This is a genomic window from Burkholderia pseudomultivorans, from assembly GCF_902499075.1.
GTDB classification, from domain to species: Bacteria; Pseudomonadota; Gammaproteobacteria; order Burkholderiales; family Burkholderiaceae; genus Burkholderia; species Burkholderia pseudomultivorans.
The window spans coordinates 1-17,891 of record NZ_CABVPP010000092.1; the positions used below are offsets into that span (position 1 = coordinate 1).

17 protein-coding genes are annotated in these 17,891 nt (G+C 68.1%); 7 read left to right on the forward strand and 10 right to left on the reverse strand.

Annotated elements, in window-relative coordinates; genetic code table 11:
- On the reverse strand, positions 1-543 hold a 543-nt coding region (locus tag BST28156_RS32930; protein WP_174904419.1), incomplete at its 3' end, for an outer membrane protein assembly factor BamE.
- Between the two features lie 142 nt (positions 544-685).
- Here BST28156_RS32930 and fur point away from each other — a divergent pair.
- Positions 686-1,114 carry a ferric iron uptake transcriptional regulator gene (fur, locus tag BST28156_RS32935; RefSeq protein WP_006400349.1) on the forward strand — a complete coding sequence of 143 codons (429 nt, stop codon included), beginning with the start codon at positions 686-688 and terminating at the stop codon, positions 1,112-1,114.
- A 170-nt stretch (positions 1,115-1,284) separates the two neighbouring features.
- Here the strand turns inward: fur and BST28156_RS32940 are convergent, their stop codons facing one another.
- The 3 genes from BST28156_RS32940 to BST28156_RS32950 all read right to left on the reverse strand — a co-directional run bounded on the left by BST28156_RS32940 (position 1,285) and on the right by BST28156_RS32950 (position 4,310).
- Positions 1,285-1,809 carry an ureidoglycolate lyase gene (locus BST28156_RS32940; protein ID WP_060245062.1) on the reverse strand — a complete coding sequence of 175 codons (525 nt, stop codon included), beginning with the start codon at positions 1,807-1,809 and terminating at the stop codon, positions 1,285-1,287.
- 14 nt (positions 1,810-1,823) lie between these two features.
- The gene (alc, locus tag BST28156_RS32945) at positions 1,824-2,831 is read right to left on the reverse strand and encodes an allantoicase (protein ID WP_060244924.1); all 1,008 of its coding nucleotides are present in this window, start codon (positions 2,829-2,831) and stop codon (positions 1,824-1,826) included.
- 159 nt (positions 2,832-2,990) lie between these two features.
- On the reverse strand, positions 2,991-4,310 hold the full coding sequence (locus tag BST28156_RS32950) for a C4-dicarboxylate transporter DctA (protein WP_060244922.1): 1,320 nt from the start codon (positions 4,308-4,310) through the stop codon (positions 2,991-2,993).
- A 210-nt stretch (positions 4,311-4,520) separates the two neighbouring features.
- Here BST28156_RS32950 and BST28156_RS32955 point away from each other — a divergent pair, with 210 nt between their 5' ends.
- Complete coding sequence (locus BST28156_RS32955; protein ID WP_081077239.1) at positions 4,521-5,243, forward strand: FadR/GntR family transcriptional regulator; 723 nt, start codon at positions 4,521-4,523, stop codon at positions 5,241-5,243.
- Between the two features lie 9 nt (positions 5,244-5,252).
- Here the strand turns inward: BST28156_RS32955 and cynR are convergent, their stop codons facing one another.
- Positions 5,253-6,143 carry a transcriptional regulator CynR gene (cynR, locus tag BST28156_RS32960; RefSeq protein ID WP_174904426.1) on the reverse strand — a complete coding sequence of 297 codons (891 nt, stop codon included), beginning with the start codon at positions 6,141-6,143 and terminating at the stop codon, positions 5,253-5,255.
- Positions 6,144-6,453: 310 nt separating this feature from the next.
- Between cynR and BST28156_RS32965 the strand changes: the two genes are divergently transcribed.
- Complete coding sequence (locus BST28156_RS32965) at positions 6,454-7,653, forward strand: MFS transporter (RefSeq protein ID WP_174904420.1); 1,200 nt, start codon at positions 6,454-6,456, stop codon at positions 7,651-7,653.
- A 189-nt stretch (positions 7,654-7,842) separates the two neighbouring features.
- Here the strand turns inward: BST28156_RS32965 and gap are convergent, their stop codons facing one another.
- Entirely contained in the window at positions 7,843-8,853 is a 1,011-nt protein-coding gene (gene gap, locus BST28156_RS32970) for a type I glyceraldehyde-3-phosphate dehydrogenase (protein WP_009687457.1), read from the reverse strand.
- 87 nt (positions 8,854-8,940) lie between these two features.
- Positions 8,941-11,013 carry a transketolase gene (tkt, locus tag BST28156_RS32975; protein ID WP_060244914.1) on the reverse strand — a complete coding sequence of 691 codons (2,073 nt, stop codon included), beginning with the start codon at positions 11,011-11,013 and terminating at the stop codon, positions 8,941-8,943.
- A gap of 216 nt (positions 11,014-11,229) precedes the next feature.
- Between tkt and speE the strand changes: the two genes are divergently transcribed.
- The 3 genes from speE (at position 11,230) to BST28156_RS32990 (ending at position 13,374) form a co-directional block, all read left to right on the forward strand.
- Positions 11,230-12,087, forward strand: coding sequence for a polyamine aminopropyltransferase (speE, locus tag BST28156_RS32980; RefSeq protein WP_174904421.1), 858 nt, complete (start codon positions 11,230-11,232; stop codon positions 12,085-12,087).
- Between the two features lie 85 nt (positions 12,088-12,172).
- Positions 12,173-12,610: a VOC family protein gene (locus BST28156_RS32985; RefSeq protein WP_174904422.1), complete on the forward strand. Its 438-nt coding sequence runs from the start codon at positions 12,173-12,175 to the stop codon at positions 12,608-12,610.
- Positions 12,607-13,374: a 16S rRNA (uracil(1498)-N(3))-methyltransferase gene (locus tag BST28156_RS32990; protein ID WP_174904423.1), complete on the forward strand. Its 768-nt coding sequence runs from the start codon at positions 12,607-12,609 to the stop codon at positions 13,372-13,374. The genes BST28156_RS32985 and BST28156_RS32990 overlap by 4 nt, the downstream gene beginning before the upstream one ends.
- A gap of 94 nt (positions 13,375-13,468) precedes the next feature.
- On the opposite strand, the gene BST28156_RS32995 is transcribed toward BST28156_RS32990, so the two are convergent.
- The 3 genes from BST28156_RS32995 to BST28156_RS33005 form a co-directional block, all read right to left on the reverse strand.
- Entirely contained in the window at positions 13,469-14,035 is a 567-nt protein-coding gene (locus tag BST28156_RS32995; protein ID WP_060245059.1) for a barstar family protein, read from the reverse strand.
- 16 nt (positions 14,036-14,051) lie between these two features.
- Positions 14,052-14,471 (reverse strand): guanyl-specific ribonuclease, encoded by a 420-nt coding sequence (locus tag BST28156_RS33000; RefSeq protein ID WP_174904424.1) that lies wholly within the window; start codon positions 14,469-14,471, stop codon positions 14,052-14,054.
- Positions 14,472-14,858: 387 nt separating this feature from the next.
- Complete coding sequence (locus tag BST28156_RS33005; protein WP_060244906.1) at positions 14,859-17,159, reverse strand: NADP-dependent malic enzyme; 2,301 nt, start codon at positions 17,157-17,159, stop codon at positions 14,859-14,861.
- A gap of 177 nt (positions 17,160-17,336) precedes the next feature.
- Between BST28156_RS33005 and thiL the strand changes: the two genes are divergently transcribed.
- Positions 17,337-17,891: thiamine-phosphate kinase (gene thiL / locus BST28156_RS33010; protein ID WP_174904425.1), on the forward strand; the 555-nt coding region annotated here is incomplete at its 3' end.

A 17,891-nucleotide genomic window follows, 5' to 3' on the forward strand; every position in this document is an offset into this window, starting at 1 on the left:
GGCCTGCTCGTTCACCGCCGCGGCCGACGCCGGCGCGGTGGACAGGCTCGCTGCGGCCTCCGGCGCCGCTGCGCTCGCCGCCTGCGCAGCACTCGCGGCGGCGGCCTCGGAGGCCGCCTTCGCCGCTGCGGCCGCCTTCGCCTTCTTGCCGCCGCGATCGCCGTCGATGTCGGCCAGCAGGTCGAGTTCGGAAGGCAGGTTGTCGGCGCCGGTCCAGCTCGCCAGGCGATCGCCCGAGAAGGTCAGCACGAGGTCGCGCTGCTGGACGACTGCCGTCGAGCCGCGCTTGAAGTAGAACAGGTAATCCCAGCGGTCGGCGTGGAACATGTCGGTCAGCAGCGGCGTGCCGAGCAGCGCGCGGACCTGCTCGCGCGTCATCCCGGCCTGCAGCTGCGCGGCCTTCTCCTGCGACACGAAGTTGCCCTGCACGACGGTGATCCGATAGGGGGTGATGCTCTGCGCGATGCGCTGCGTCACGCTGTCGTACGACGAACAACCAGCCAGCGCGGCAACGGCGGCGGCAGCGATGATGGCACTCCGCATGCGGCTCCTCTGAAAGTGCGAAAGAGATTCTGGAATCATTTCCCTCACCGTGCTGGCCCGCCTCGCAGGCCGCGCGTGTTTCTGGAACGGCGAAAAGCCGGTAACATTGAAGCCCTGCATTGTACTCTAGGGACGCCTAGCCATGACCAATCCGACGGATCTCAAGAATATCGGGCTAAAGGCCACCCTACCGCGCCTCAAGATTCTCGAGATCTTCCAGCAAAGCCCCGTGCGGCACCTGACGGCCGAAGACGTCTACCGCAACCTGCTCAACGAGCAGCTCGACATCGGGCTTGCGACCGTCTATCGCGTGCTCACGCAGTTCGAACAGGCCGGGCTGCTGTCGCGCAGCAACTTCGAATCGGGCAAGGCCGTGTTCGAGCTGAACGAAGGTTCGCACCACGACCACCTCGTCTGTCTCGACTGCGGCCGCGTCGAGGAGTTCTTCGACGCCGAGATCGAAAGCCGCCAGCAGGCGATCGCGAAGGAGCGCGGCTTCCGGCTCCAGGAGCATTCGCTCGCGATGTACGGTTCGTGCACGACCGAGAACTGCCCGCACCGCAAGCACTGATCCGCGCCGCTGTCTGCGCAGACGGCCCGGCCGGCATCTCGCCGGCCGGGCCGTCGTCTTTTCGGGATCGCACCCGCGAGGGTCGGTTCGGCCGGGCTTTCGGAAACCCTTCGACTTCCTCGCCCGCACCGCTTTCCATCGGCGCAGCGCATGCCGCGCCGGCGCGTGCGTCAGGCCGCGCTCGCGCAGGCCGGCTCGAATTCGAGCGCCCACGCGTCGTCGAGCGGGATCTCGTCGCAGTTCGGCTGCGGGCCGCCGCGATCGACGATCACGAAATCGCTGACCGCGTCGAGCGCGAGCAGCGGATGGTGCCAGACGCCCTTCGCATAATTCACGCCCTGCCAGCCTTCGGCGAGGAACGCGCGCATCGCGTCGGGCCGGAACTCGCCGGCCGGCGCGACGACGATCGCATAGCGCGACACGGCGGCGAGCGGAATGAACGCCTGGCTGCCGTGCGGATGGCGCTCCATCAGCGTGATCGCGACCGGCAGCGCGCGCGGCTGCGCGCGGAACACGCTGACGAGCGGCCGGCCGCCGTCCGCGCAGACGTCGATCGTCGCGAGATCGTGGAAGCGCTCGGTCGTGCCGCCGTTGATCGGGAAATGCCGCGCGCCTTCGAGCGCGATCACGTCGCCGAACGGCGCGAACGCGTCGCGGGTCAGGCGCTCGACGCGCAGGGTACGGGATTGGCTCATGCCGTTGTCCTCCATCAGGCCGGTTCGCCCCACAGACGCAGGCGCGACACGCCGCCGTCCGGGAAGATGTTGAAGCGCACGTGCGTGACGGGCCCGAGCGACGCGAGCTGGTCGAACGTGTGGACGCTGTCCATCGACAGTTTCTGCTCGCCAAGCAGTTCGGCCCAGAACATCGCCTGCGTGACGAGCGAATCGTCGGTGCCGCCCGCGACCTGCGCGGCCTGCAGCGAGCAGCGGTCGGGATAGTTGCCCTTGAAGAACGCGGTGTCGACCTCGACGCGCCGGATGATGCCCGGCCGCGCGAGCGCGACGATCGCCCAGTCGTTGCCGGGCTCGCGGCGGCGGCGCGTTTCCCAGCCGTCGCCCATGTTTGCGCCGCGCCCCGGCATCAGCATCTGCGATGCCGCGCCGAAGTGCTGGTTGTTCGCGGCCACCAGGTAGCCGCCGTTCTCGGTCGCCGCGAGATCCACCAGCTCGCCCTGCGGCACGCGGCTCCAGTCGCGCTGCGGCTGCCCGTATACGCGCAGGCGCGCGAGGCCGCCGTCCGGATACAGGTTCACGCGCAGATGCGTGTACGGGCGCGGATCGACGACCTCGACATAGTGATGCGCATTGCCCTGCAGCGTCGTCGCGGGCACGATCGTGCGCCATTCGGCATCGTCGGACGGCGTGTCGGCGTCGCTGAAGCACGCTTCGATCGACGCGGCCGGCGGGAAGTTGCCGGTGAAGTGGCTGGTGTCGAGGTCGACGCCGTGGATCACGCCCGGCCGTGCGAGCCGGACCACGCAGAAGTCGTGGCCGGTCGTGCGCTTGCGGCGCGTCTCCCAGCCGTCCATCCACTTGCCGTGGTCGTCGTATTTGCCGGGGATGAATACCGCCGGCTCCGGGTTGAGCATGCGCTCCTTCGGCGCGAAGAATTCGTCGCTGGCGAACAGCGCCTGCGCGCCGACGCGCGGATCGGCGAGGTTCATGTAACGCCGCGTAAAGGCCGGCGCGTTCGGGTCGAGGATGGGGGCTGCCATTTCGTCTCCTGTGTCGGCAAAGCTGTCGGCCGGAGCAAGCGCTTCAGCGTTGCTCCGGCCCCATGCTTTGCCTTCCTGATAAAAAACCGGCCCCGGAACGGGCCGGCCAAAACGATTCGATCGCGCGGGACCATCCGGGGCGAGACCGCCCCGCGCGACTCAGAGCGCGTGGGCCTGGTCGCCGGCAACCGGCGCGACCGCTTCCTCCTCGGCCGGCACGTAGCGCAGTTCGCGGTTCAGCACGCGCTTCGCGCGGGCACGGTCGATGTCGTTCTCCCACACCGCGACGACGACCGTCGCCACGCAGTTGCCGATCAGGTTGGTCAGCGCACGCGCGATGCCGACGAACCAGTCGACCGGCAGGATCAGCACGAGGCCGAGCACCGGAATCGCCGGGATCGCCGACAGCGTCGCCGCGAGAATCACGATCGCCGAACCCGGAATCCCGTGCGCGCCCTTCGACGTGATCATCGACACCAGCAGCACGACGATCAGGTCGTGGAACGACAGCGGCGTGTTGGTCGCCTGCGCGATGAACAGCACCGCCAGCGTCAGGTAGATCGAGAAGCCGTCGAGGTTGAACGAATAGCCGGTCGGGATCACGAGGCCGACGGTCGAATCCTTCACGCCCATGTATTCGAGCTTGCGCATCACCTGCGGCAGCACCGCGTCCGACGATGCCGTGCCGAGCACGATCGACAGCTCCTCGCGCAGGTAGCGGATCAGCTTGAACACCGAGAAACCCGCGAGCCGCATCACGATGCCGAGCACCACCGCGACGAACACGAAGCAGCTCAGGTAGAACACCGCGACCAGGTAGCCGAGCTGCTTGAGCGACGCGACGCCGTACTTGCCGGTCGTGAACGCGATCGCGCCGAGCACGCCGAGCGGCGCGAGCTTGATGATGAAACCGATCACGCGGAAGAACACGTGCGACAGTTCCTCGATCAGGCTGTTCACGCGCTGGGCCTTGTCGCCGAGCAGCGACAGCGCCGAGCCGAACAGCACCGCGAACACCAGGATCTGCAGGATGTCGCCCTTCGCGAACGCGTCGATCGCGGTGTCGGGAATGATCTTCATCAGGAAGCCGGCCGTGTCCTTCAGGCTCTCGGCGTTCTTCGCGTACGCGGCGAGCGACGACGCGTCGAGCGTGTTCAGGTTGATGTTCATCCCCTCGCCCGGCCGCAGCAGCCACGCGAGCAGCACGCCGATGCCGAGCGCCAGCGTCGTCATCATCTCGAAGTAGACGACCGCCTTCAGGCCGACCCGGCCGACCTTCTTCAGGTCGCCCGCATTGGCCATCCCGCTGACCACGACGCAGAACACGATCGGGCCGATCACCATCTTGATGAGCTTCAGGAAACCGTCACCGAGCGGTTTCAGCGACTCGGCGAAATGCGGGAAGAACGCGCCGAGCGCGACCCCGAGGATTAAGGCGATCACGACTCGGCCAAACAGCGAGTTGAGGAACTTGGACACGGCGCTCTCCCGAAATGGGTTGCAGTTTTCGTCTGTTCATACTGGTAAGACCAGTGATGTTATGGACGATAGTAGGAAGCCGATATAGTCCCGTCAAGAACGGACAAAATAGGGATTTCCCGCCCCCGACGGGCCGCCGGACGCGCCGGAAAACGGGCCCGATCGTGACTTTCCCGTAGCCGCGGGTGCACCACGCGCGTGCGGATTACAATGCCGGTCAGACCGGCCATCGTTCACATCATGAAAAACGTTCCGCACACCGTGACCGACGCCGCCATCGCGACGATCCGCGACCGGATCGAGGCAGGCGTGTATCCGGTCGGCAGCCTGCTGCCGGCCCAGCGCCAGCTCTCCGAGGAGCTGGAAATCAGCCGTGCGTCGCTGCGCGAGGCGCTGTCGACGCTCGAAGCGCTCGGGATGCTGCGCATTCGCGCCGGCAAGGGCGTATACGTCGAGAGCGCACGGGCGACGACCGCGCACGCGTGGCAGTTCGCCGAGCAGTCGTCGCCGCCCGACACCTACCAGATGCGCTACGCGCTCGAAGGCTTCGCCGCGCGAATGGCCGCGCGCGTCGTCACCGACGACGACATCGCATGGTTCGAGGACAATCTCGCCGACCTGCACGTCGCGCTGACCGAGAACGCGCTCGACGACGCGTCGCAGCTCGACTTCGATTTCCACATGCGGATCATCCACCTTGCCGGCAATGCGGCGATCGAATCGGTGCTGCGCAGCAGCGCCGACATCATGAAGGAAAGCCAGCGCATGCCGTTCTACCGGCGCGAGCTGCTGCTGTCGACGTGGCACGAGCACCGCGCGATCGTCGACGCGCTGATCGCGCGCGACGCGGCCGCCGCCGGCACCGCAATCGAAACGCATATCTCGAACGCCGCGCAACGCGCAGGCATCTTTTTCCCCACCCCGCGCGCCTGATCGCGAACGCTACGCCCCCGACGCCACGCGATACGCCCGCGCGCGCTCGATGAACGCGCGCGCCGCGACGCTGCGGTACGCGCCCTTGCGCGTGAGCAGCGCGGCCGTGCGCGTCGGCAGCGGCGGGGCGATCTCCAGCGCGCACAGGTCGCCGCTCTCGCGCGCGACCGCGTCGGGCAGCACCGTCGCGAGCCGGCCGCGCCGCACCAGTTCCAGCACTGCGCTGACCGTATTGGTTTCGACCGCGACCCGCGGCCGTGCGCCGTGCTCGACGAAGTACCGGTCGATGCGCTCGCGCGTCGCGAACGCGGGGCCCAGCAGCACCAGCGGCTCGCCGCCGAGTTCGGCCGGCGTCAGCGCGCGGCGGCGGCGCGCGAGGCGATGCGTGCGGCCCGTCACGAGCGCGAGCGACTCGTCCCACAGCGGCAGCGCGTTGATGTCCGGCGAATGCGCCGGCACGAACGCGAAGCCCGCGTCGAGTCGGTCGTCGGCGAGCAGCGCCTCGATGCGCTCCTGCGGCATCGCGTCGATCGTCAGCACGAGGTTCGGATGGTCCGCCTGGAACGCATCGACGAGCGAGCCGCTCAGGTAGGCCGCGAAGGTCGGCATCATCGCGAGCCGCAGCGAACCGCTGCCGAGATCGGCAGCGTCGTGCAACGCGCGCTGCCCCGCGTCGAGTTCGTGCAGCGCCGCGCGCGCATGCCGCGCATAGACCTCGCCGAACTCGGTCAGGCGCACCGTACGGCCCGAGCGGTCGAACAACGGCACGCCGAGCGTTTCCTCGAGCTGACGCACCTGCTGCGACAGCGTCGGCTGCGACACGTGCAGCGCGTCGGCCGCGCGCGTGAAGTTGCAGTGCTCGGCGACGGCCAGGAAATAGCGGATATGGCGAAGAAGCATCGCGACCCAGGTATTGGATTTTCCAATGAACATCATAACGAACCGGTCTTGGACGCTATGGTTCGATTCCCGCATCATACGCCCACCCGCTCCCGCGCCCTGCCGCCGCGCCGAGCGGCATGCCCGGGCCCGTCTGCCGACGCCCGCCGCGCGACGGTCCGCCGCCCGCCCGATCCGGGCACGCCGCGCGATTCGCCCGGCGCGCCGCACCGGTTCATCCGCCGAGCGTGTCTGCCGGCCCCGATTCCACCCACCCTGCGCAGCCGGCGTCCCGACGCCGCCGGCCGGCGCCGCTGTTTGCTCGACCATCATGAAACCGCATCAAGACGCCCACCCTCCGCTGACCCGCGCGATGACGCTGCTGTTCGCCTGCGCGTGCGGCATCGTCATCGGCAACATCTACTATGCGCAGCCGCTGCTCGCCGCGATCGCGCATAGCTTCGGCCGCGCGCCGGCCGCGCTCGGCTATCTCGTCACGCTGACGCAGCTCGGCTACGCGGCGAGCCTGCTGCTGATCGTGCCGCTCGGCGACGCGCTCAACCGCCACACGCTGATCGTGCGGCTGCTCGCGCTCAACGTCGTCGCGCTGGTCGGCGTCGCGCTCAGCACCAACTACACGATGTTCGTCGCCGCGAACGTGGCGGTCGGCTTCGTCACCTGCTCGACGCAGCTGCTCGTGCCGTTCGCCGCGTCGCTCGCCGATGCGCGCTCGCGCGGCCGCGCGGTCGGCACCGTGATGAGCGGACTGCTGCTCGGCATCCTGCTCGCGCGCGTCGCGGCCGGCGCGATCGCCGACTGGCTCGGCTGGCGCGCGGTGTACGGCATCGCCGCGGTGATGGTGCTGGCGCTGACCGGCGTGCTCGCCGTGAAGCTGCCGAAGGATCGCCGCGACACGCGGCTCGACTACGCAGCGCTGATGAAGTCGCTCGCCGCGCTGGTGCGCGCGCAGCCGCTGATCGCGCTGCGCTCCGCCTACGGCGCGCTCGTGTTCGCGTGCTTCAGCCTGCTGTGGACCGGCCTCACGTTCCTGCTCAGCCAGCCGCCGTACGGCTATACGGAAGGCCGGATCGGCCTGTTCGGCATCGTCGGCGCGGTGGGCGCGCTCGCGGCGAGCTCGGCCGGCCGGCTCGTCGATCGCGGGCACGGCAATGCGGCGACCGGGCTGTTCGCGGCCGCGGTGCTGGCATCGTTCGCGCTGATCGCCGCCGGCGCGCATTCGCTCGCCGCGCTGATCGCGGGCATCCTGCTGCTCGACGTCGGCGTGCAGGGAATGCACATCTCGAACCAGAGCGTGATCTACGCGCTCGCGGGCGATGCGCGCAGCCGCGTGACGACGATCTACCTGACGAGCTACTTCATCGGCGGCGCATTCGGGTCGTTCGCCGCGAGCTTCGCGTTCGGTCTCGACGGCTGGCGCGGCGTGTGCGCGGCCGGCGCGGTGCTGGCCGGCGTGCTGATCGCGCTGTGGCTCGCGTCGCAGCGCGTCGGCGCGCGGCAGGTCGCGCAGTAAGCGGTTCCTCGACCGAACCGGCACCGGGCTTGCGTGGGCTCGGCCTCGACAGCCCGCCCGAGCACGCATTCGTCGACGTGCGCGAACCGCCGACGGCGCGCGCGCAGGCATAAAAAAACCCGGCCGGAAAACCGGACCGGGTTCGATCGCCGCGCGCACCGCGTTGCCGCGGCGCGCGCTGTGCGGGACTTACTTCGCGTTCGCGAACGCGACAGCCGTGTCCAGCATGCGGTTCGAGAAGCCCCACTCGTTGTCGTACCAGCTCGACACCTTGACGAGGCGGCCCGACACCTTGGTCAGCGTCGCGTCGAACGTCGACGAAGCCGGGTTGTGGTTGAAGTCGATCGACACCAGCGGTGCGTCGTTGTAGCCGAGGATGCCCTTCAGCGCGCCTTCCGATGCTTCCTTCATGATCGCGTTGACTTCCTCGACCGTCGTGTCGCGCTTCGCGATGAACGACAGGTCGACGATCGACACGTTGATCGTCGGGACGCGGATCGCGTAGCCGTCGAGCTTGCCGTTCAGTTCCGGCAGCACCAGGCCGACCGCCGAAGCAGCACCGGTCTTGGTCGGGATCTGGCTGTGCGTAGCCGAACGCGCGCGGCGCAGGTCTTCGTGGTAGACGTCGGTCAGCACCTGGTCGTTCGTGTACGCGTGGATCGTCGTCATCAGGCCCGTTTCGAGGCCGATCTTGTCGTTCAGCGGCTTGACGAGCGGTGCGAGGCAGTTGGTCGTACACGATGCGTTCGAGATCACGGTGTGCTCGGCCTTCAGCACGTCGTGGTTCACGCCGTAGACGATCGTCGCGTCGACGTCCTTGCCGCCCGGCGCCGAGATGATCACCTTCTTCGCGCCGCCCTTCAGGTGCGCGCTCGCCTTTTCCTTCGACGTGAAGAAGCCCGTGCACTCCATCACGACGTCGACGCCGAGCTCGCCCCACGGCAGTTCGGCCGGGTTGCGGTTCGCCAGCACGCGGATCTTGTCGCCGTTGACGACCAGGTAGTCGCCGTCGACCGACACTTCGCCCGGGAACTTGCCGTGCGCGGTGTCGTACTGGGTCAGGTGCGCGTTGGTCTTCGCATCGCCCAGGTCGTTGATCGCGACGATCTCGAGATCGTGCTTCTTGCCGTTTTCATAGAACGCGCGCAGCGTGTTGCGGCCGATGCGGCCGTAGCCGTTGATTGCGACGCGAATCGTCATGGTCTATCTCCTGATGGCTGAAAAAATTCGTTTCGTGCAGCTTCACGGTGCGACGCGCGCGGGGGCAGGCGCGCGTCGCGCAGGCACTCAGGCCAGCACGGCCTTCGCCGTCTCGACGACGTGCTCGACGGTGAAGCCGAAGTACTTGAACAGCACGCCGGCCGGCGCCGATTCGCCGAACGTGTCGATCCCGACCACGCCGCCTTCGAGGCCGACGTACTTGTGCCAGAACGACGTCACGCCCGCTTCGATCGCGACGCGGCGCACGCCGTGCGGCAGCACGCGTTCGCGATACTCGGCGTCCTGGCGGTCGAACACGTTGGTCGACGGCATCGACACGACGCGCGCGGCGATGCCCTGCTGTGCGAGCGGCTCGACGGCCTTCATCGCGAGCTCGACTTCCGAGCCCGTCGCGATCAGGATGATCTTGCGCGCGACGATCTCTTCGTCCCAGTCCTTCAGCACGTAGCCGCCCTTCTCGATGTTCGCGATCTGCGCATCGGTGCGCGGATTGAATGCGAGGTTCTGGCGGCTGAAGATCAGGCTCGACGGACGGTCGGCCGCGACCGCGTGGGTCCATGCGACGGCCGTCTCGACCGTGTCGGCCGGGCGCCACACGTCGTGGTTCGGGATCAGGCGCAGGCTCGACACATGCTCGATCGACTGGTGCGTCGGGCCGTCTTCGCCGAGGCCGATCGAATCGTGCGTGAACACGAAGATCGACGGCACCTTCATCAGCGCGGCGACGCGCAGCGCGTTGCGGCTGTAGTCGGAGAACGTCAGGAACGTGCCGCCGAACGGCTTGTGGCCGCCGTGCAGCGCGAGGCCGTTGATCGCGGCGCTCATGCCGAATTCGCGCACGCCGTAGTTGATGTGGTTGCCGAGCAGCACGCCCGCGCCTTCCGGATTCGCGCGCACCGCCTTCGACGCCTTCCAGTTGGTCAGGTTCGAGCCGGTCAGGTCGGCCGAGCCGCCGAGCAGCTCGGGCAGCGCGGCAGCCAGCCCTTCGATCGCCTGCTGCGACGCCTTGCGGGTCGCGACCGTCTCGGCGCGCTCGTTCGCGCCGGCGATGATCGCCGCGGCCTTCTCCGCCCAGTCGGCCGGCAGCTTGTTGGCCATCCGGCGCTCGAATTCGGCCGCCTCGGCCGGGTACTTCGCACGGTATTGCGCGAACGTCGCGTCCCATTCGGACTCGGCGCGCTTGCCGGCTTCCTTCGCGTCCCATGCCGCATAGACTTCCTGCGGAATCACGAACGGCTCCCACTTCCAGCCGAGCGCTTCGCGCGTCTTCGCGATTTCTTCCGCGCCGAGCGCCGCGCCGTGCACGTCGTGGCCGCCGGCCTTGGTCGCCGCGCCCTTGCCGATCACCGTCTTGCAGCAGATCAGCGTCGGCTTGTCCGACAGCTTCGCCTTCGCGATCGCCGCGTCGACCGCGTCGACGTCATGGCCGTTCACGTTCGGGATCACGTTCCAGCCGTACGCTTCGAAACGCTTCGGCGTGTCGTCGTGGAACCAGTTGACGACGTCGCCGTCGATCGAGATGCCGTTGTCGTCGTACAGCGCGATCAGCTTGTTCAGCTTCAGCGTGCCGGCGAGCGAGCAGGCTTCGTGCGAGATGCCTTCCATCAGGCAGCCGTCGCCGAGGAACACGTACGTGTGGTGGTCGACGATCTTCGCGCCGTCGCGGTTGAACTCGTCGGCCAGCAGCGCTTCGCCGAGCGCCATGCCGACCGCGTTCGCGAGACCCTGGCCGAGCGGGCCGGTGGTCGTCTCGACGCCCGGCGTGATCCCGTATTCCGGGTGGCCCGGCGTCTTCGAGTGCAGCTGGCGGAAGTTCTTCAGCTCTTCGATCGGCAGGTCGTAGCCGGTCAGGTGCAGCAGCGAGTACAGCAGCATCGAGCCGTGGCCGTTCGACAGCACGAAGCGGTCGCGGTCGGCCCAGTGCGGGTTCGTCGGGTTGTGCTTCAGATGGCGCGACCACAGTGCGACGCCGATTTCGGCCATGCCCATCGGCATGCCGGGGTGGCCGGAGTTCGCTTGCTGGACGGCGTCCATCGCGAGCGCACGGATCGCGTTGGCCATCAGGGTGGTGGAGGCGGGAGACGAAGTCGTCATGTCGAGTCCGGAGAACGAGTCGAGGAAACGGGGGCACGGCGGCATCCGGAAGCTCGGGCGTCGATCGTTCCCGGCGCGCGGTGCGGCGCCTGACGGACGCGAAGCGGACGGAGCCTACGGACGAGGCTGCAAAGCTCATCATTTTAACAGATGGGCTGACATTTCCCTTGCCGGCGCGCGGTGTTCCGGCACGGTTTTCCGCCGAACCGCGCGCCGCCTATAATCCAGACGTTGGAACTGTCCGCCCCGCGCGGCCCGCCCGTGAGCACGACGCTACTCTTCCACCCCACCCCCGACGCCACCTACGGCTTCCCGAACGCGCGGCGGCTCGCGCGCGTCGCGTCCGCGCACCAGCAGATCGAAGTCTGGGAAACGCCGCAGCTCGGCCGCCTATTTACGCTGGACGGCCGGCCGATGACGTCGGTGGGCGACGAATACGTGTACCACGAGTGCATGACGCACCCGGCTGCGCTCGCGCACCCGTCGCCGCGAAAGGCGCTGGTGCTCGGCGGCGGCGACGGCGGCGCGGCGCGCCAGCTGCTCAAGCACGCGTGCATCGAGCGCATCGTCGTCGCCGAACTCGACGGCGAGGTGGTCGGGATGGCGCGCCGCTATCTCGACGACGTGCACCAGGGCGCGCTCGACGACCGGCGCGTCGAGCTCGTGATCGGCGACGCCGCGCATTTCGTCGAATCGACCGTCGAGCACTTCGACCTCGTCGTGTTCGACCTCACGCCGCCCGATTCGCCGGCCGCCGGCCTCTATACGCGCGAGTTCTACGCGCGCCTGAAGCGGATCCTCACGCCCTGCGGCGCGGTGTCGATGCATCTCGGCTCGCCGCTGTTCCATGCGCCGCGCATCGCCGCGCTGCTCGACGACCTGCGCGCGAGCTTCGCGGTCGTCGATCCGCTGTCCGCGCACGTGCCGCTCTATGGCTCGCAATGGCTGATGGCGATCGCGAGCGACACGCTCGACGCCGCGTCGCTGTTCGCGCACGACGTCGACGAACGCCTCGCCGCCCGCCGCATCGAAGGCTTGCGCTACTACGACGCGCGGCTGCATGCGGCCCTCTTTGCGCTGCCGCGCGCGCTGCGCGATACACTGGGCGTTCGCCGCTGAATTCCGGGCGGCCGTACCCCGTGCATTTTCCGGCGCGGCTTCGCATGCAGGCGCGAAGCGGCGCGCAAGACCAGGAGATTTTTCGATGACCGATCCACGTCCGGCCAACGTGCCTTGGTTGACGCCTTATCTGGCCGTACGCAACGTGCGCGCAGCCATCGACTTCTTCAAGGCCGCCTTCGGCTTCGAACTGCGCGACGCGCACGACGAGGACGGCGCGATCATGCACGTCGAGATGGCCTATCGCGGCCAGCTGATCGTGATGTTCGCGCCCGAAGGCGCGTTCGGCTCGACCGCGCGCACGCCGAAGAGCGCGAACGCCACCGCGCCGCAGTCGTTCTACCTGTATGTCGACGACGTCGACGCGACCTGGCAGCGCGCGCTCGACGCGGGCGCAAAATCGCTGACCGCGCCGCAGGACCAGTTCTGGGGCGACCGCTTCGCGCAGATCGAGGATCTCGACGGCTACCGCTGGGCGCTCGGGCGCCGGCTCGACGCCGCCACGGAGCAGCCGCACGCATGAGCGAAGCCACCACCACCGCGGCCGTGCCGCGATTCTTCGTCGAAGCGGCGCTGCGCGCCGACGCGACGCTCGCGCTGCCCGCCGAGGTCGCACGCCACGCGCAGGTGCTGCGGCTGCAGCCCGGCGACGCGCTCGCGCTGTTCGACGGCAGCGGCGGCCAGTATCGCGCGCAGCTCGTCGAGATCGACAAGCGCAGCGCGCTCGCGCGGATCGACGCGTTCGATCCGGCCGAAGCCGAGCCGCCCTATCGCGTGACGCTCGCGCAGGGCATCGCCGGCGGCGACAAGATGGACTGGGTGATCGAGAAGGCCGTCGAGCTCGGCGTCGCGGCGGTCGTGCCGCTGTCGACATCACGCGGCGTCGTGAAGCTGTCCGGCGAGCGCGCGGAGAAGCGCGTCGCGCACTGGCGCGGCGTCGTGCGCGCGTCGTGCGAACAGTGCGGGCGCAACCGTGTGCCGCAGGTCGACGCCGTGCGCGGCTTCGGCGCGTGGCTCGATGCGCTGCCGGCCGCGCCGGCCGACGGCGAGCTGCGGCTGCTGCTGTCGCCGCGCGCGAGCATCCCGTTCGCGTCGCTGCCCGACGCGCCGCCCGTGGCGCCCGTCACGCTGCTGATCGGCCCGGAAGGCGGGCTGTCGCCCGACGAGGAACACGCGGCGCGCGCGCGCGGATTCACCGCGCTGTCGCTCGGCCCGCGCGTGCTGCGCACCGAGACGGCCGGCGCGGCCGTGCTCGCCGCGCTCGCCGCGCGCTGGGGCGGATGGTGATCGCGCCGCGAACGCGCGGCGTACAGACGCAAAAAAGCCCGCAAGTTGCGGGCTTTTTCGTCGGTGCGGCCGGCGACGGCCAGCCGGTTCGCGCTTACGCGAACGAATAGAACACGCGGAACGCGACCTTGCGCTCGGCCCAGAACTCGGCCGCCTCGCGGAACACGTCGAGCAGCGTTTCGCGCCCTTCCTTGTCGAATTTCTGCGCGATCGGCAGCCCTTCGAGGACGATCACGAAACCGGGCTGCGCGCCCGCCTTCGCGACGAGGTCGGTCAGGCAGTCGTACAGCGCGTCGTAGTTCTTGCCGAAGTGTTTCGGAAACAGGAACGACGTCGCGATCGTTTCCATCACTTCCTGCTTCGACTGCGCGGCGCCGCAATACGCGTACAGGAAATGCTGGCCGAGCCGGCCGGCTTCATCGGCAAGATCCTGCACGCGGAACGCGCGGATCGACTGCACGAGATTGGGTCGCACGGTCGTGAAAAGGCTCATAGGCTCCTCGTTCGATGAAAGCCCGGGGTCGACGGCTTCCCGCTGGTCCGGCGGCGCGGCCTCGGCCTGTGCCGTCGCGCGCAATTGCATGACGCGTTGAAACAGATTGCCGTCGCCGGCCGCGAACAGTTCCGCCGCCGCCTCGTGCGCGTAGATGGAGTCGCTCATGCCGTTCATCCCAAAGTCATTCAACAATACGTTTAAAACTGTTGTAGTGGTCGTCCGTGTAATAACAGTTGTCGATCCGGCGCAGCGGCCCGCCGCACACGATCCGGCGCGCGCCGCGATTGCGTGCGCGCGGCGTCGGCACCGTGTACTCATGGTAGAAGCCGCGCTTCGCCTTCGGCAGGATCCGCTCGCGGTTGCCGAATACGACGCCGTCTTTCTCGTACGGATAGGGGCCGCCGGCACCGATCAGGCCAAGCGTGGTCACGGCCTCGCGCGGAAGACGGGCGGACGGGATCGTATCGAGCCCGTCGGCCGTAACGGCCTGCCGTGCGTAGGCGGCGGAAACCAGACTGCCCGTCGGCGTGCCGACGATACCCATCGCGAACATCGCGAAGACGGACGCGAGCGCGCCGTTGCGGAGCCACTTGCGTGCCATGAACCGGGGTTCCCGCTGTTAAATCAAATAGTTGAACGACCAGCAAAGGCGTTAGCGTAGCGCTATTGTCCGCGCGAATCAATGTTCGTTTGGGAATCGAAAGCTCGGCGCGACGCCAAATCGCGTATTTCTTACCGAATTTCGGCAATTTTTATCTTATGTAGGATAAAATGCCGGCGGCATCTCTCGAATGGCAAGTACCTGCCTCCTTGCCACGCTTGCTGCCAGGGGCGGAGAGATGCTGTTGTTGCTTGCGGGACGCGCCTGTGCGCGATGCCCGGCGGCGTGCCCGTGACGGGCACGCCTCTTTTTTGCTTTTGTTTGCAATTTCGCCCGACCGCGGCGCCGGTTCGACCGGCACCGCGCGCCGCGTTGCGCGGCGAAGCGTCAGCGTGCGGCGTTGACGTCCGCGACGAGCAGCGCCGCCATGTTGACGATCCGGCGCACGGTCGCCGACTCGGTCAGCACGTGTACCGGCTGCGCGGCGCCGAGCAGGATCGGTCCGATCGCGATGTTGTTGCCGGCGGCCGTCTTCAGCAGGTTGTACGCGATGTTCGCCGCGTCGATGTTCGGCAGGATCAGCAGGTTCGCGTCGCCTTCCAGCGTCGATTCCGGCAGGATCTCCTTGCGCAGCGCCGCGTCGAGCGCGACGTCGCCGTGCATCTCGCCGTCCACCTTCAGCTCCGGCGCACGTTCCTGCAGGATCGCGAGCGTATCGCGCATCTTCTGCGCGGACGGCGCGTTGCTCGTGCCGAAGTTCGAGTGCGACAGCAGCGCGACCTTCGGCTCGATACCGAAGCGGCGCACTTCTTCCGCGGCCATGATCGTGATCTCGGCGAGTTGCTCCGGGGTCGGATCGACGTTCACGTGCGTATCGACGAGGAAGATCTGGCGGCCGGGCAGCACGAGGCCGTTCATCGCCGCGTATACGCTGCAGCCCGGGCGCTTGCCGATCACCTGGTCGATGAAGTGCAGGTGGCGGTGCGTGGTGCTGATCGTGCCGCAGATCATCCCGTCCGCTTCGCCCTTCTTCACCAGCATCGCGCCGATCAGCGTCGTGCGGCGGCGCATCTCGACGCGCGCGAGCTGCTCGCTGATGCCCTTGCGCGCCATCAGCTTGTGGTACGTCTGCCAGAAGTCGCGGTAGCGCTCGTCGTGCTCGGTGTTGACGACCGTGAAGTCGACGCCCGGCGTGAGACGCAGGCCGTAGCGCTGGATACGGTGCTCGATCACCGACGGGCGGCCGATCAGGATCGGCTTCGCGAGCTTCTCGTCGACGATGATCTGAACGGCGCGCAACACGCGCTCTTCCTCGCCTTCCGCGAACACCACGCGCTTCTTCTCCGCCGGCGCGCTGCGCGCGAGCTGGAAGATCGGCTTCATCGTCGTGCCGCTGTGGTACACGAACTGCTGCAGGTGCACCTTGTACGCTTCCATGTCCTCGATCGGGCGCGTCGCGACGCCGCCGTCCATCGCGGCCTGCGCGACGGCCGGCGCGATCTTCACGATCAGGCGCGGATCGAACGGCTTCGGAATCAGGTATTCGGGCCCGAACGACAGGTCCTGGATCCCGTACGCGGTCGCGACGATGTCGCTCTGCTCCTGCTGCGCGAGCTCGGCGATCGCGTTGACGGCCGCGATTTCCATTTCACGCGTGATCGTCGTCGCGCCGACGTCGAGTGCGCCGCGGAAGATGAACGGGAAGCACAGGACGTTGTTGACCTGGTTCGGGTAGTCGGTACGGCCGGTCGCGAGCACCGCGTCCGGGCGCACTTCGAGCGCGAGTTCCGGCAGGATTTCCGGCGTCGGGTTCGCGAGCGCGAGGATCAGCGGCCGCTCGGCCATCCCCTTGACCATCTCCTGCTTCAGCACGCCGGCGGCCGACAGGCCGAGGAAGATGTCCGCACCGTCGATCACCTCGGCCAGCGTGCGCGCGTCGGTTTCGCGCGCGAAACGCTCCTTGTCCGGGTCCATCAGCTCGGTGCGGCCCTTGTAGACCACGCCGGCGAGGTCGGTTACCGTGATGTTCTCGATCGGCAGGCCGATGTCGACCAGCAGGTCCAGGCACGCGAGCGCGGCCGCGCCCGCGCCGGACGCGACGAGCTTGACCTGCTTGATGTCCTTGCCGACGACCTTCAGCCCGTTCGTGACGGCCGCGGCCACGACGATCGCAGTGCCGTGCTGGTCGTCGTGGAACACCGGGATCTTCATCCGCTTGCGCGCTTCGCGCTCGACGATGAAGCAGTCGGGCGCCTTGATGTCTTCGAGGTTGATGCCGCCGAAGGTCGGCTCCAGCGCGGCGATCACGTCGACCAGCTTGTGCGGATCGGATTCGTTCAGCTCGATGTCGAACACGTCGATGCCGGCGAACTTCTTGAACAGCACGGCCTTGCCTTCCATCACCGGCTTCGACGCGAGCGGGCCGATGTTGCCGAGCCCGAGCACCGCGGTGCCGTTCGTGACGACGCCGACCAGGTTGCTGCGCGCGGTGAAGCGCGCCGCGTTCAGCGGATTCTCGACGATCTCCTCGCACGCGTACGCGACGCCCGGCGAATACGCGAGCGCAAGGTCGCGCTGGTTGATCATCTGCTTGGTCGGGGCGATCGCGATCTTTCCGGGAGTCGGGAATTCGTGATAGTCGAGGGCGGCTTCGCGGAGCTTGGCTTTGGAAGAGGCTTGGGTGGACATGTGTCTCTGACGTGCGGATTAGAATGACTGTTCGACGGCATTGTAGCGCCAATCGACGCCCCTCTGACCGTCGATTCGGGTGCAACAGCCGCGACAAAAATGTACTGAACGGTGCAGGAAACGCCGCCGTTCGCCTCGTACAATGCCGTTCCTTCAACCGCTTCGGGTCCATCCGCCGTGCCAGCCGCCCTCTCCGAGTTTTCGCTGATCGATCGCTTCTTCGCGCGCCGCGCGGCACGCGGCGCACGCGCGTCGACCCTCGGCATCGGCGACGATTGCGCGCTGATCGCACCGCGTTCCGGGAAATTGCTCGCCATTTCGACGGACATGCTGGTCGAGGGCCGCCACTTCTTCCCCGACGTCGCGCCCGACGCGCTCGGCCACAAGATGCTCGCGGTCAACCTGTCCGACCTCGCGGCGATGGGCGCCGAACCGCGCGCGTTCACGCTCGCGTGCGCGCTGCCGCGCGCCGACGCCGCGTGGCTCGAGGCGTTCAGCAACGGCCTGTTCGCGCTGGCCGAGCGCTTCGATTGCGAACTGATCGGCGGCGACACCACGAGCGGGCCGCTGAACCTGTGCGTCACCGTCTTCGGAGAAGTCGCGCCCGACGCCGCGCTGCGGCGCGATGCGGCGCGCGACGGCGACGACGTATGGGTGTCCGGCACGCTCGGCGACGCGCGTGCGGGGCTCGGCGTCGCGCGCGGCGAATGGCGCGCCGGCGCACGCGAGGCG

Bases quoted from the DNA above. Each gene is read 5' to 3' on its own strand.
- gap (WP_009687457.1), bottom strand. From the start codon at position 8,853: ATGACGATTCGCGTCGCAATCAACGGCTACGGCCGCATCGGCCGCAAC.
- BST28156_RS33005 (WP_060244906.1), bottom strand. From the start codon at position 17,159: ATGTCCACCCAAGCCTCTTCCAAAGCCAAGCTCCGCGAAGCCGCCCTC.
- cynR (WP_174904426.1), bottom strand. From the start codon at position 6,143: ATGCTTCTTCGCCATATCCGCTATTTCCTGGCCGTCGCCGAGCACTGC.
- BST28156_RS33000 (WP_174904424.1), bottom strand. From the start codon at position 14,471: ATGGCACGCAAGTGGCTCCGCAACGGCGCGCTCGCGTCCGTCTTCGCG.
- BST28156_RS32955 (WP_081077239.1), top strand. From the start codon at position 4,521: ATGCCGGTCAGACCGGCCATCGTTCACATCATGAAAAACGTTCCGCAC.
- tkt (WP_060244914.1), bottom strand. From the start codon at position 11,013: ATGCCGCCGTGCCCCCGTTTCCTCGACTCGTTCTCCGGACTCGACATG.
- BST28156_RS32990 (WP_174904423.1), top strand. From the start codon at position 12,607: ATGAGCGAAGCCACCACCACCGCGGCCGTGCCGCGATTCTTCGTCGAA.
- BST28156_RS32965 (WP_174904420.1), top strand. From the start codon at position 6,454: ATGAAACCGCATCAAGACGCCCACCCTCCGCTGACCCGCGCGATGACG.
- alc (WP_060244924.1), bottom strand. From the start codon at position 2,831: ATGGCAGCCCCCATCCTCGACCCGAACGCGCCGGCCTTTACGCGGCGT.
- BST28156_RS32940 (WP_060245062.1), bottom strand. From the start codon at position 1,809: ATGAGCCAATCCCGTACCCTGCGCGTCGAGCGCCTGACCCGCGACGCG.
- fur (WP_006400349.1), top strand. From the start codon at position 686: ATGACCAATCCGACGGATCTCAAGAATATCGGGCTAAAGGCCACCCTA.
- BST28156_RS32985 (WP_174904422.1), top strand. From the start codon at position 12,173: ATGACCGATCCACGTCCGGCCAACGTGCCTTGGTTGACGCCTTATCTG.
- BST28156_RS32995 (WP_060245059.1), bottom strand. From the start codon at position 14,035: ATGAGCGACTCCATCTACGCGCACGAGGCGGCGGCGGAACTGTTCGCG.